Raw genomic sequence first — 15163 nt, 5'->3', positions numbered from 1 at the left:
GTGGCCGGTCTCACGAATCGCCTCCAGTTCGGCGCAGACCGGCTGCCAAGGCTGCCGAGAGCAGAAGCGCGCAGGCGCTTGTGATCGCGACCAGGGTTTTTACTCCGGTGAGGCCGGACTGCTGGAAGAGGATTGCGGTGAGGGTGAGGACGGCTAGGCCGGCCCAGATGAGGAGGGCGGCGCGCTTCTCCTGCTGGGCGATGGCCGCGTAGACGACCATCTGGAGGACGGCGTACGCCGAACCGGCGATGGCGAACAGCCAGGTGAAGGGGCCGAGTGGGGCGTACTTGTCGGCGCCGCCGATGACGGCGACGACCAGGTCGGGTAGGACGAGCGTGCCGAGGACGGTACAGACGCCGAGCCCGGCGACGGCCAGGACGGCGCGGCGGAGTTTGGCGGTGTCGCCGGGGGAGCCGGCCAGGGAGGGGAAGACGATGACGATGACGAACTGGGGGAGGAACAGACAGGCCTTCGCGACGATCACTCCGGCGGCGTAGTAGCCGCTGTGCTGGCCGTCGAACAGACTGCGGGCCAGCAGGACGTCGGCGTTCGCGACCGCGAAGAACGCGAGCAGCGTGTGCGTTCCGTGCGCGGTCTCCCGCAGCACATCCTTCACCTGGTCAGACGAGCCGCCGGTGGTGCCGCGCAGGAAGAAGCTCCCCAGTACGGCCGGAACGGCCGCACCGAGTGCCAGACCGATCATGGCCGCGTCGAGCGATGGGTGAATGAGCAGTGCGCCGCCGCCGAGCACCAGCCGGCCCAGCCCGACCGATGTGTACACCGCCGCCAGTTCCGTCCATCGCTGGCTGCCCTGCAGGACTCCGAGCTGAGAGCCCATCAGAGTGAGCCCAGCAAGTGTCGGCGCGAGCAGAATGACGGCGACGACCGAGTCGATGTGCAGCAGCCACATGAACAGCGGCGTCGCGAGCACACACACCACGGTGAGGCCCGCAGCGGTACGCCGTCCGGCCAGCAGCATCGCGTACGCCAGCGACCCGTCGCCCGCGTTGGTAGCCAGCCGCCGGGCACCCGTGGCCTGAAGACCAAGAGAGGCGACGTTACCGATCAGCAGCAGCCCCAGCAGCGCCGTGATCGCACCGAACTGCTCCGGTGCCAGCCGGTGCGTCCCGAGCAACGTGAAGCCGTATGCGGCCACATTCATGACCGCCATCCCCACCGCGACAACGGTGGCGCTGCGGAGGAAGCTGAGTCTCGGCTCCGTCACGGATTTCATCGCCGATCAATCTACACCGCGGAATCGTAGCGATCCGTTGACGCTCCGTAGCAGGATTTTGGTGGGGGTTTCAACGCTTCGCCGTGGCCAGGGCAGTTGAGAGGATTTCGCCACCGCCCCGAAACGACGGCTGGGTCCGTCCGTTGCGCCTTGTTCTGCCGCCAGCTTTTCCTCTCCGGCACTTGCCGGTCACCTCTGGGGAGTCTGCCTATGCGCGTGCTCAATTTCGGCTTGTCCGCGGTCCTGGCCGCGGGACTTCTGGTGGGAATCGCTTCGCCGGCATCGTCGGCGACCTCCAAACGTCCAGTAGCTCCGGAAGAGAAGGTGGTGGCGCACACCGATGCGCCACTTGCGCAGGTGAAGCCGCCGACGAACCCGGCGGGTGGAGAGGCGCGGCCGTTCACCACGTGGCCGGCTGCGGGCCAGAGCGAGCTGGCGCTGACCGGCGTACGGCGGACCGGGCTCGCCAAGACCGGCGGCCTACCTGTGTCGGTCACTGCCAAGGCCGGCACCGAGTCCGTGCGGATCACCGTCGCCGACCAAGCGATGGCGCGTAAGGCCGGAGTGGCCGGCGTACTGCTGTCGGTCGCCCCGACGAAGGGCGCCGCAGGGGCTGCGACGGTGGCCGTCGAGTACAAGTCGTTTCAGGATGCGCTGGGCGGCGGTTTCGGTCCGCGGGCGCAGCTCGTGCAACTGCCCGCGTGTGCGCTGACCACACCGGCCGTACGGGCCTGCCAGGTGCAGACCCGGCTGCGCTCGCACAACGACACCAGGACGCAGACGGTCTCGGCCGACGCGCCGCTCGGCGCGAAGTCCGGCACGGTGCTGGCTGTGGTCGCGGCCGAATCCGGATCGAACGGGACGTTCACGGCGAGCTCACTGGCGCCGTCGGGGTCCTGGTCGGTGGCGGGCAACTCCGGTTCGTTCAACTGGTCCTACCCGATCGCTGTCCCGCCGGTGGGCAACGGGGAGGCGTCCGGCCCGGCGATCTCGCTCACCTACAGCTCGGGCAGCGTCGACGGACGGACGGCGGCGACCAACGCGCAGCCGTCCTGGATCGGCCAGGGCTGGGACTACACCCCAGGATTCATCGAGCGCGTCTTCCGCAGCTGCGCCTCGATCGAGGGCCTGCCGGAAGAGCGCAAGACCGGTGACCAGTGCTGGGCCGGTGACATCGTCACGATGCAGCTCGGCGGCGAGTCGATGCCGCTGGTCTACGAGAAGGACAAGGGCTGGCACGGCGAGACCGAGAACGGCACCCGGATCCAGCTGGTCGGCGCCGGTGACCGAGGCGCGAACGGCGAGTACTGGGAGGTCACCAAGACCGACGGCGTGAAGTACTACTTCGGCCGGAACAAAGGCGCCGGGCACACGAATCAGGAGCTGACCAACTCGGCCTGGAAGACGCGTGTGTACGGCGCGAAATCGAGCGACCGCTGCTACGACGCGGTCCTGGCCAAGTCGGCCTGTGACCAGATCTACCGCTGGAACCTGGACTTCGTCGAGGACCCGCAGGGCAACACCGAGGCCTACTACTACACGCCGGAGACCAACTACTACGGCGGCCACAAGGAGACCACCGGGTACGAGTACACCCGCGGCGGGACCCTGCGGCGGATCGACTACGGCCTGCGGACCGTGAACGGCAGCATCTACGGGCAGAAGCCGACCGGACAGGTCGTGTTCGGTCTCACCGAGCGGTGCACGCCGACCGCCGACTTCAAGTGCAATCCCGAGGACTTCAAGGTCGAGAACTCCATCCGCTGGCCGGACGTCCCGATCGACCAGGAGTGCAAGAAGGACGCCGTCTGCAACAACCACTCCCCGACGTACTGGTCGACCAAGCGGCTGTCCACCATCACCACCTACTACGACGCCGGCAGCGGCCCGGTGAAGGTCGACACCTACGACCTCAGCCAGGCGTTCCCGTCGATCGGCGACCCGCAGCTCCGGCTCGACAAGGTGCAGCGGACTGGCCACAAGGACGGCAAGTCGCAGTCGCTGCCGCCGGTCGAGTTCACCAGCCAGCTGTACGCCAACCGCGTCGGCCAGGACAACAACTCCAAGATGCCGCACTGGCGGCTGACCGACATCGCCACCGACACCGGATCGATCGTCCACGTCCGCTACACCGGTGCGGACTGCACCGAGACCGACGTCCCGGCCGACCTCCCGAACAACACCCGGCGCTGCTACCCGGTCAACTGGGACCTGGGCTACCACAACCCCGAGCCGGTCAAGGACTACTTCCACAAGTACCTGGTGGCGAAGGTCGAGGTGCAGGAGCGCAATGCGATCGCGCCGACCCAGATCACGGAGTACAAGTACCTGGGGACGCCGGCCTGGCACTTCGACGACAACGAGCTGGTCGAGGCCAAGCACCGCACGTACGGCCAGTTCCGCGGCTACGCCCAGGTCGAGGTACGCAGCGGCGACCCGCAGAACGCCCACCCGGTGGACGGCAGCAAGGACAGGTCCACGCTGACCCGCAGCACCTACTTCCGGGGCATGGGCAAGGCGTTCGAGAACTCGCTCAAGGAGAGCGTGGCCGACCCGAACCAGTTCGCCGGCCAGGCGCACGAGGTGCAGACCTTCAACGGCGACACGGCCGAGCTGATCTCCACCGAGCTCACCGACCTGAGGGTCGAGGCCACCACCGCGACCCGGATCCGCGGCGCCGGCCTGGCGCCGCTGACCGCCGACATCCTCGTGACCGGCCGCACCCGCACCCGGACGCCGACGGCGACCGGTGAGGTCCTCAAGACCAGCGTCACCCACCGGTACGACGCCCTCGGCCGGCCAGTGGCGACCACTCGCACCGGTGACGCTACCGACACGATGTGCGAGTCGACGCAGTACGCCGATAACGCCACCTCGTGGATCCGTGACCGGGTCGCGCAGACCACTACCTCGAAGGCCGCGTGCCCGGACACCGGAGGTGCGCCGGCTCCGATCGTCGGCGCCACCCAGACCTTCTACGACAACTCCACCTCGCTGGGTGCGCTGCCGGGCGCCGGTCTGGCGACGGCCGTCAAGACGGCCACGGCGAACGCCGGCGGTGTGCTGTCGTTCGAGACCACAGGCACCACCGCGTACGACGCGCGCGGGCGTGTCACCACGACTGTCGACGCAGCCGGCCGGACCACCCGTACCGCCTACGGCCCGGTCGACAAGCCGCTGGTGTCGACGGTGACCACCACCAACCCGAAGAATCAGGCCAGCGTCACGGTGCGCGACCCGGGCCGTGGTTCGGTGGTGATGTCCACCGACGCGACCGGCCGTCGTACCGAGGCGGAGCACGACGCGCTGGGCCGATTGGTGTCGGTGTGGCTGCCGGGCCGAGCCAAGTCGGACGCGTTCCCGAGCGTGGCCTACGAGTACCGGCAGAGCGTCGACCAGCCGCTCGCCGTCACCACCAGGACCGCGGTGGACAACGGACACCAGCTGAACCAGCTCACCAAGGTCGAGCTGTACGACGGCCTCGGTCAGCTCCGGCAGGTCCAGACGGACGACCTGTCCAACCCGGCCGGCGTGCAGCGGCGGATCGTCAAGGACGTCTTCCGTGACTCCCACGGCTGGGAGGTGCTGTCCAACAACCGTTATGTCACCGAGGGCAAGCCGGACGCCAAGCTGATCGCGGTCTCGGGTGCATCGGTCGACGATCGCACCCTGACGACCTACGACGGCTCCGGCCGGAACCTGAAGGCTGTCGCGTACAAGGGCATCACGGCGACCAAGGAGACCAAGTTCATCCACGGCGGTGACCGGACCACGGTCATCCCGCCGGAGGGCGGCGTACCGAGTACGGCCGTCGTGGACGTCTGGGGTCAGAGCAAGGCGCTGACGACGTACACCGCACCGCCGACGCTGACCGCGACGAAGTTCGGCACCAAGGTGTCCGGTGGCGACGCGCAGACCACGACGTACCAGACCAACGCCCTGGGCCAGCTGGCGTCGATGAAGGACAGCACCGGCAACACGTGGTCCTACGCCTACGACTTCATGGGCCGGCAGATCAGCTCGACGGACCCGGACTCGGGGACACTCAGCAAGACCCTCAACCTGGCCGGTGAAGTGCTGACCAGCACGGACGCCAAGGGGCAGGTGCTCTCGTACTCGTACGACGTGCTGGGCCGGAAGGCCGCGGAGTACAAGGGCACCGTCAAGACCGACGCCAACCGGACCGCTTCGTGGACCTACGACACGGCGGACAACGGGCTGGGCAAGCTCGCCAGTACGACCCGGTACACCCCGAAGGGCGCCTACCGGATCGGCGTCGGCCGCTACGACAGCCAGGGCAATCCGGCCGAGCAGACGATCGCTCTGCCCAGCGCCGAGGCCGGGTTCCCGGCGACGTACGACTCGCAGATGTCCTACACCAGCACCGGCTTGCTCCGCAGCGTCACCAAGCCGGCTGTCGGCGGACTGCCGGCGGAGACGCTCACGATGGAGTACGACAGGTACGGCCAGCCCGAGACCATGCGGGGGTACAGCGAGTACGTCTCCGACACCGTCTACACGCCGTACGGCGAGACCTCCCAGATCGCACTGGGAGTCAATGACGCCAGCAGCTGGCTGACCTACGACCGGGACCGGCAGACGCGCCTCGTCACGCAAGCGAATCTCTCCGCGCAGCAGGCGTTCCCGCAGGTCGACGACCTGAAGTACAGCTACGACCCGGCGGGCAACCTGAAGCGTCTGGTCAACACCCAGGGCGACGCCGGTAACAACGCGCCGGTGCGCACGCAGTGCTTCGACTACGACGAGCTGAACCGGCTGTCGGAGGCCTGGACGGCGACCGACGGCTGCGTCGCCGGAGTTACGAAGGACACCGTCGGCGGACCCACGCCGTACTGGACCAGCTGGACGCACGAGGCGTCCGGACTGCGGCGACAGCAGGTCAAGCACTCTCTGACCGCCGGAGTCGCCGACACGGTCACGGACTACACCAACGCGGTCTCGGGCGAGGGGAAGATCCGTCCGCACACTCTGCTCAGCGCGAAGACCACTGCGCCGACAGGCACTGCCACCGCTTCGTACGTGTACGACGCCAACGGCAGCACGACGACCCGGGACATCCCTGGCGGCAAGCAGACGCTCGCCTGGAACCTGGACGGCACGCTCGCCTCGGTCACCGCACCGGCTGGTACGACGTCGTACGTCTACGACGGCGACAAGAAGCAGCTGATGCGGCACGAGCCCGACAAGACCACGCTCTACCTGCCGGGTGAGGAGCTCGTCTACGACACCAAGAACCGCTCACTCACCGGCACCCGGTACTACACGCACAACGGCGCCAACGTCGCAGTCCGGACCGGAAGCGCCAGTCCGCAGTACCTGCAGGCCGACCAGCACGGCACCAACCAGGTCGCCCTGCAGCACACCTCGTCCGGCTTCACGACTGCTCGGCGGGAGCTGGACCCGTACGGCAACCAGCTGGCCGGTCAGGGCGTCTGGCCCGACAAGCATGGCTTCCTGAACATGCCCCACAACGAGGCCACCGGCCTCACCGACATCGGTGCGCGAAAGTACGACCCGTCCACCGGACGCTTCATCTCTGTCGATCCGGTCCTCGATCCGGGCGCCCCGCAGCAGTGGGCCGCCTACACCTACGCCAACAACAACCCCACGACGCTGAACGACCCGAGCGGCCTTCACCCCGGCTTCAGCGGCATGGGGATGGGCGGCGGCGGTGGCGGCGGTGGTGGTGGAATGGGCGGCGGTATGGGCGGTGGCATGCTGGAGCCCGGTGGCAGCGCCCCGCCACCGCCGAAGGCGACCGACCTGGGCCCGGGCCGGCCCGGCCGGATCGACTACGGCGGCAACTTCTCGATGATCGTCGACGCCACCGGTACGGCGTACCTGAACGGCATCTTCGAGCTCCCGTGGAGCCCGCTCGCCGCCGACATCTACATCCCGCAGATCAGAGCCGCGCACGGCGACATCTCGACCGGGATGGGCGACGACTGGAACATCGAGCAGTCGTGGAACGCGATGCTCACGCATTGCCGCACCGACGGCGTGACGTGTAGTACCCCGGTCCGCAACTTCATCCTCAAGGAGGCCCTCCGGGTTCAGTTCCTCAGCGGCGCGCTCGACGACGCCTTCTCCGGCGGCGCCGGCGCCGGACGCGGCAGCGTCCTGCGGAAAGCCACCGGCACGCGGACCAAGGCCAATCGGGAGGTCAGCGACCGTCTCGACAGCGTTCAGTGCAGCTTCACCGGCGGTACCGAAGTCGTCATGGCCGACGGCAGCACCAAACCCATCGAGCGGATCAAGGACGGCGATCAGGTCCTCGCCACCGATCCGGAGACCGGCGTGACCGGTCCCCGCGAGGCAACGCTGGTCCCCGCGCACCAGGACCTGGTGATCGACCTCGTCACGAAGGACGGCGCCACGGTCACGACCACTGCCAACCATCCCTTCTACAGCCAGTCCGCCGGGCAATGGAAGCGCGCCGACGAGCTCGGGCCGGACGACGCGCTGCGGACGCCGAGCGGACGTTCGGTCCGGATCACCGGCCTGCGGCACCACACTCAGCGCGAGGCGACGGTCTACAACCTGTCCGTCCAGGGCGTCCACACCTACTACGTGCTGGTCGGCCGGGACGCCACCCTCGTGCACAACATGTGCCCGCGGCGGTCGGACTACAGACCGCCGCCCGCGGTTCGCGCGACCGAGTTCAACGAGGGGCCGGTCCCCGAGTACGTGACGAACGTCGTCAACGCCCGGATCGCGAACGGCGGGAATCCGACGGCCGGGCTCGGCGGCGGTGGACCGTTCAGCAACGACGGGCGGGAGAACGGCATGTTCCTCCGGACCCGTGATGCCGAGGGCAACCTGATCAGCTACAAGGAGGGATACGTGCTGACCAAAGCCGAGGCCAGGCAGAGCGGAACCCAGGAACGACTCGTGATCGGCAACGACGGCTCGTACTACTACACGAACTCGCACTACGCGACGTTCTGGGTGGTGCGTCCGGGCGGGCTGGTCCAGCGGCGGCGGCCGCATCACCAGCTGGTACCGGGGTGCAGGCGGCGGCGGCCGGTGCGGTTGCGGCGGCATCGGGTCAGCTGAGTCCCAGCAGCCGGGTGAACTACCAACTCCAGTAGGACGGAAGCAGAAGTGGGCGGAAGAGGAACGGCCGCGACCGGCTTGGTCGCGGCCTTGGTGGCGGGGGTTCTGACGCCCACGGTGGCGGTCGCGAAGCCGACCGCTCCGGTGACTGCGGCGGCGGCCGGGGCTGTGACCGAGGCGGCGGCGGTGCGGCTGGCCCGCGAGAGCGGGAAGCCGGTGCAGGTCCAGGAGAAGAACACGCAGACGTCGGAGGTGCTGGCCAACCCGAGCGGCACCTTCACGCTGCGGTCCAACGCGCGCCCGGTGCGGGTGCAGCAGGACGGGAAGTGGCGGGGGATCGACACGACGCTGCAGCTCGGAGCCGACGGGACAGTGGCGCCGGTGGCGGCCGCGGTCGAGATGGCGTTCTCCGGCGGCGGCGACGTCCCGATGGTTTCGGTTGCCGAGGGCAAGGGGTCGCTGACGGTCCGATGGCCCGGCAAGTTGCCGAAGCCGACGCTCGCGGGGAACACGGCGACGTACGGCGAGGTCTTGCCGGGGGTCGATCTGAAGCTGATCGCCGAGGCGGACACCTACATCCAGACGCTGGTCGTGCGGGACGCGACGGCGGCGAAGAACCCGGCGCTGGCGGCGCTCAAGCTGACCGTGACGGCGCAGAATCTCGCGCTCGAGGTCGGCAAGGACGGCCGGGTGACGGCGACCGGCGCGGGTGGCAAGGAGGTGTTCGTCAGTTCGGCGGCGCGGATGTGGGACTCGGCGTCCGACCCGAAGGTGGGGCCGAAGCCGACCGCCGCGACGGCGGGCGGGGCCGAGGTCGTCGAGATCCGGACGACGGCGAAGGCCGCGGCGAGCGTCGGCGCGCCGTCGGTCGAGATGCTGCTGACCCCGGACGCGGCGGCACTGACCGGCCCGGACGTGAAGTACCCGCTCTACATCGACCCGCACTTCGCCCGGAACCGCGAGAACTGGACCGAGGTCACCACCAGATCCGATTGGACGCCGAAGTGGCGGACGCCGGACCCGGTCCGGGTCGGTCGCTGCTACAACCGGGATCGGGCCTGCGGCGGGACGTGGACCGCGCGATCGTACTTCAGCGTCTACACCGGCGACCTGAGGATCCGGGACAACGGCACCAAGCCGAAGATCTTCAGCAAGGCGTACATCGTCGGTCAGCTGCATTCCTCGCACAACTGCGAGAACCCCGAGCCCACGCAGCTCTGGGCGGCCGGTGACTTCAACTCCGGCACCCGCTGGGGTGGGCCGGCATCGCGGTACCTGAACACCCAGTGGTCCAACGCCCAGGTCGACTGCGGCGGCGGCCGGGCGGTCAAGTTCGATCCCGGGAACTTCATCGAGGAGGCGATCGACAATCGCTGGAGCTGGCTCAACTTCGGGCTGATCGCGCCGGACGAGAACAACGACCTGCAGTGGAAGGTCTTCGACAACAACCCCGTCCTCGAGGTCGAGTTCGCCTACCCGCCGAACAAGGCGTACGACCTGCGGGTCTCGGGCGCGGTGAACTGCGACGGGAAGATCATCACCCCGGAGGCGCGGCCGGCGTTCTTCGCCAAGGCGACCGACAACAACGATCCGCCGCTGAACCCGGCGCTCTGGTTCTACATCCGGACCGCGGACGACCGCGACGTCGGCAGCGGCGGCGGGACGCGGGTCGGCTCCGGGACCGAGGGCGGCTGGCGGGAGGGCAGCGACCTCGGCAACGGCGACTACAAGTTCCGGGTGTACGTCGACAACAATCCGGGTCATCCGCACAACATGAACGCCGGTTTCAGCGACTGGTTCCACTTCACCGCCAGATCGAGGGGACCAGCGGTCGCGCCGACCGTCGAGCCGAGTGCGGACTACCCGAAGGGCTACTGGGGAACGCCGTACGGCGCCCCGGGCAATCTCGTGGTCAACGCCTCCGGCGCGACGAACATCGTCGGTTACACCTACACCTTCAACGGCTCGGGGACCGCGACCCGGCCGGGGCCGACCAGCTGCGCCTACAACCGTACGTTCGGCCTGAACGGCGGCTGGATCCCGCACAGTGAGAACGCGCCGAACGTGATCCCGATCCCGTCGACGCTGTCGCCCGGTTTCCACACCGTGCACGTGCAGAGCTTCGACGACGCGCACAACCTGTCACCGGAGTCCGCGGCGTACACCTTCTACGTCGCGCCGCAGGTCGTGCACTCGGCGTATCGGCTCGAGGCGGAGAACCTGGTCACCTCCCAGCCGGCCGGTCAGGACCGGCCGATCACCCAGCACACTCACGACACGGTCGGATGGTCGGGCAACAAGGCGATCCGGTTCCTCGGCAATGCCCCGGGCCAGTCCGTGTCGCTGGCCTTCGACACCGCCGTCGACGCGGACTGGAATCTGTCGCTGGGGATGAGCCAGTCCACCGACATCGGCAAGATGATCTTCGAGCTGGACGGCCGGCGAATCGGCGATCCGATGCTGGAGTACGACGGGTACAACATCAGCTGGCAGGCGGTTCGGCACAACCTCGGCGCGCACCGGATCGCCAAGGGCAACCACCTGCTGACCATCAAGATGGTGGGGACCAATCCGAAGTCGCTCGCCGACCGGTACACGGCGCAGATCGACTATCTGACCCTCAGCCAGACCACACGGTCCGAGGCCGAGGATCCAGCGATGGTCACGGTCAGCCAGCCGCCCACCCAGGCCCCGGTACCGATCGAGACGATCACCCGGGGCGCGGGCGGCCCGGCGTACTCGCGCGGGCAGTCGCTGGGCTTCCTGGCCACCGAGCCGAACAAGTCGTTCGACCTGAGTTTCCGGACGCGGGTGGAGGCGGACTACGCGCTCGGTGCCGGGCTGGCCCGTGGGCCGGAGGGCGGCTTGCTGGAGATCTCTGTCGACGGCAAGCCGCTGCAGGGCACCCGGGAGGCGCCCTGGGACAGCTACGCGCCGGGGAGCAGCCTCCCGGTGTACCAGCCGCTCGGTGGTGTGCATCTGACCGCGGGCGAGCACAAGCTGACGATCAAGGTCACCGGCAAGAACGCGGCGTCCGCCGGCTACAAGGCACTGGTCGACTACATCACGGCGATTCCGGTCAACAAGGTCACCGCCGCGGATTTCGGGGCCGCGATGAACAACGACGGGATCGCGCCCGATGGCACGAAGGCGGATATCGATCTGTCGCGTGCCTCGCTGTCGGCGCAGAGCCTGGCTGCGGCCGGCTACGGTCCGGGTGCCACGGTGCGGGTGAACGGCGCGACGTTCACAATGCCCGAGCCCCGCGCCGACGGGGCCGACAACGTGATCGCGATCGGGCAGACCATCCCGTTCCCGGCCGCTCAGCAGGTCAAGGCGACGGCAATCAGTCTGCTCGCTGCCGCCACCTGCGGGAACATCCCGGCGGGGACGGCGACCATCAACTACGCCGACGGGGGTGGCCCGCAGGACTCCCGGGTGCCCGGGCTGACCGACTGGATCTTCCAGGACACGGCCGCGGCCACCGCCGTCCTGCCGTACTGGAACCTGAACGGCACCCCGGCCCCGGATCAGGCACCGCGGTTGACCGTGCTGTCGGTTCCCACCGATCCGACCAGGACCGTCAAGTCGATCACGCTCCCGAACTACGGGACCAACATGTTGCCCGGTGGCTGTTCGCCGGCCCTGCACGTGTTGGCGATGGCGCCTCGTCCGGTCGCTGCCGGCTGGCTTGGCGCGTGGAGTGCTCCTGCGGATGCGGCCAAGCCGACCCCGGGCGGCGTCAACTTCGCCAACCAGACGGTGCGCACCGTGGTTCGCCCGAAGGTCACCGGCGGCATGGTCCGGATTCGGGTCGCGAACCCGTACACCAATCTGCCGGTCACCATCGGCGCGGCGAGCATCGGCGTCCAGTCCGGGACCGGAGCGGCGCTGACCGGCGCACCGACCACGCTGGCGTTCGGTGGGAACGCAGGCGTCACGCTGCCCGCCGGCGGTGAGGCCCTGAGCGATCCGGTGGCCTATCCGGCTGGTGGAAGTCTTGCGGTGAGCCTCTACCTGCCGAACGCAGTACGGCAGACGCCGGTGCACCAGAGCGCCAACCGGGTGAACGAGCCGACGCTGCTGGCCAACGGCAACGCCACCGCCGACACGACCGGTACGCCGTTTGCGACGCTGCTGGACGGGCCTACGCACCTGGCCGGCGTCCTGGTCTCGACCGACGACCGGGTGGACGGGACTGTCGCCGTACTAGGCGATCAGCTGACCGCAGTGCCTCCGGCGGGACCAGACGGGAAGACCTGGGTCGATCAGCTGTCAGGAAAGTTGGCCGATGGCGGAGCGCCGCTGGTTGGTGGTTTGGTCAACGCCTCACAGACAGGTGTGCTGCCGAGTGGCTTGTGGTCGCTGGCTGACGGGAGCGGGACCACTGCGCGCGACACCGCGGGCAGCAGCCCACTGACTCTGGCTGGTGGCGCCACGTGGAGCTCCGAGCGAGGCGGCTCGCTGGCGTTCGACGGAACAGGTAGAGCGGCCACTGAGCCACGTCCGCCATTCCTCACCGACTCGAGCTACACGGTGTCACTGTGGGTGAAGGTCACCGGCGATGCGGTCAACCAGTCCGTCATCGACGCGGAAGGGAACAACAACTTCGGTTTCAAGGTCTGGTACACCGGCGGCGCGAACCCGCGCTGGGCCTACAACCTGCCGGCGGCGGACGTGGTCGGCGGCCCGTTCGTCTCGGTGGTCTCCGCCCGGCCGGCAGTCAAGGACACCTGGACCCATCTGGTGATCAGCTACAACGCCGCCGGTAAGTCGGCGTCGCTGTGGATCAACAACACCTGGGAAGCCTCGGCCCCGGTGGCCACCGTGACCGGTGCGACCAAACGCTTCGTCATCGGGCGTGACCTGCGGGGGTCGGTGTCCGACGTCCGTGCGTATCAGGCGGCGGCCGACCACTTCGACGTCAACCGCGCGTTCCTGCCCGGCAAGCCGACCGGGATCGCCGCACCGACGGCCTTCACCGCGCCGCGATACCTCGAACGGACCGTGCAGGCCGAACCGAACCTGCGGACGGTCGTGGTGAGTCTCGGGGCGAACGACCTGTTGACCGGGATGGATGTCGGTGGCGTCCGGCAGTCGCTGACCAGACTCATGCACACCTCCAGTCCGACCAGCCCCCGGCATCTGCGACGGCCGGACGGCAACTCCGTGCGGATCGTGGTGACCACGATCCCACCGCTCGGGCTGGCCCCTGAGGACCCGCGCGAGCAGCGCCGCCGGGAGCTGAACGCGGACCTGCTGGCGAACTTCACCAACTACGGCGCCAATCACGTCGTCGACATCGCTCCGGCGGTCGCCGACGAATCCGCGCCGAACCGCGTCCGGCCGGAGTTCCTGACCGACGGGCTGGCCAACGGCGGCTACCACGAGGCGATCGCGCAGACGATCGCCGACGCGGCCACGGTGTTCCCGCCGAAGATCCAGCTCTAGCCGCGACGGAATCGAACTCCCAGCGCCTCAGGTGCTGGGAGTTCGATATCACTATGGCCACGCCCAGCGATCGGGGCTGCTGAATCCGTTAGGGTCCGCGTGTGCTGAAGGCAGGAACGTCCGAGCAGGTGGTCTGGCGAGCGAGGCTCGTGCTGGGCTGCTTGTTGCTGACGGCCCTCTGTTTTCAGCGGATGCCGGGGCCGGTCGCGACCGGTGGTCGGCTGGACGACCCGGGGACGGTGTTGCGCGGGGCGCTGCACCTCTGGGATCCGAGTAGTGCGCTGGGACATCTGCAGAGTCAGGCGTTCGGGTACCTGTGGCCGATCGGTCCGTTCCAGTGGCTGACGCGGGCGCTGTCGATGCCGGAGTGGGTCGGTCAACGACTCTGGTGGTCGGTCGTGCTCTGCGTGGCTTTTCTCGGCGTCTGGAAGCTGGCGAACGCCCTGCGGTACGGCGTCCCACTGACGCGCTTCGCGGTCGCATTGCTGTACGGCCTCAGCCCGCTGCTCATCGGGGCGATGTCGATCACCTCCGTGCAGGTGTGGCCGCTGGCGATGGCTCCGTGGGTGCTTCTGCCGTTGGTGACGCCGCGGGCCCGCTCTGGGTGGTGGCGTGTCGGCTGGTCCGCGGTGGCGTTCGCGCTGATCGGTGGCGCGGAGCCCGTGACAGCGGCGTTGACTCTGGTGCTGCCGGCGGCCTGGCTGCTCACTCGGCGCTGGGACCGCTGGACGCTCAAGGTGGCGGTCGGCTGGCTCGGGTGCGTGGCTGCGGTCTCGGTCTGGTGGCTCGTCCCGCTGCTGCTTGTCACGCACTACGGCACGCCCGCGGACCGGGACGTCGCCCTCGCCAAATCCGGCGGTGAGACCTACGACGCAGTCACCGCGCATTGGCGCTCGTGGATCGACCGCCAGGACATGCCCGGCAACGTGCTCGAAGTCCCCGCTGCGCGGCCGCAGTGGGTGGACGACGAGCTGGCGAGCCACCTCGCCTCCGGGGTCGGTGACGAGGCGCTCCGGCAGACGCTGGTCAATGCGGGTGTCCGGTACGTCGTCGTCCGCAGCGATCTGACCGCACTGGCGCCGGTCGCCGTCCACGAGACGCTGACCGAGACCGGTCTGAAGCGAGTGGCCAGCTTCCCGCGGAGCGATATCTACGACGTCGGCCCGGCGAACCTGGCTCGGCTGATCCCGGAGTCCCGGCTGGTCGAAGTCCGGGGGACGGCGAACGACGTACCGGCAGTGCTGTCCGCGCTGGGCGGTGACCGGGAGGCGGTCATCAGTACGGACGCAGTCGGTGGGCTGAGCGAGCTGCCGTTGATTCAGGTCGACGGGTCGGCCAGTGACCGTCAGCCGAGCGCGCTGCTGTTCCGGAGCGACGCGGACGAGCAGTCCGGGCTGCTAC

At 68.7% G+C, this 15163-nt stretch carries 3 protein-coding genes and 1 pseudogene; 3 read left to right on the top strand and 1 reads right to left on the bottom strand.

What is annotated here, in order from left to right; genetic code table 11:
• Positions 1 to 10: 10 nt before the first annotated feature.
• A complete protein-coding gene (locus ACZ6ZD_RS16235; RefSeq protein ID WP_465672753.1) occupies positions 11 to 1234 on the bottom strand; it encodes an MATE family efflux transporter in 1224 nt (407 codons plus the stop codon).
• Between the two features lie 210 nt (positions 1235 to 1444).
• Here ACZ6ZD_RS16235 and ACZ6ZD_RS16230 point away from each other — a divergent pair, with 210 nt between their 5' ends.
• The 3 genes and pseudogenes from ACZ6ZD_RS16230 to ACZ6ZD_RS16220 all read left to right on the top strand — a co-directional run.
• A complete protein-coding gene (locus tag ACZ6ZD_RS16230) occupies positions 1445 to 8311 on the top strand; it encodes an RHS repeat-associated core domain-containing protein (protein WP_465672751.1) in 6867 nt (2288 codons plus the stop codon).
• Positions 8312 to 8359: 48 nt separating this feature from the next.
• Positions 8360 to 13762 (top strand): LamG-like jellyroll fold domain-containing protein, encoded by a 5403-nt coding sequence (locus ACZ6ZD_RS16225; protein ID WP_465672749.1) that lies wholly within the window; start codon positions 8360 to 8362, stop codon positions 13760 to 13762.
• A 101-nt stretch (positions 13763 to 13863) separates the two neighbouring features.
• Positions 13864 to 14994, top strand: a pseudogene (locus ACZ6ZD_RS16220) (alpha-(1->3)-arabinofuranosyltransferase domain-containing protein); the annotation flags it as partial.
• Between the last annotated feature and the right edge of the window lie 169 nt (positions 14995 to 15163).

Source organism: Kribbella sp. NPDC104218 (assembly GCF_055584105.1).
Note: the sequence above shows the minus strand (reverse complement) of the source record. Positions and strands in the feature narration are given on the sequence as shown.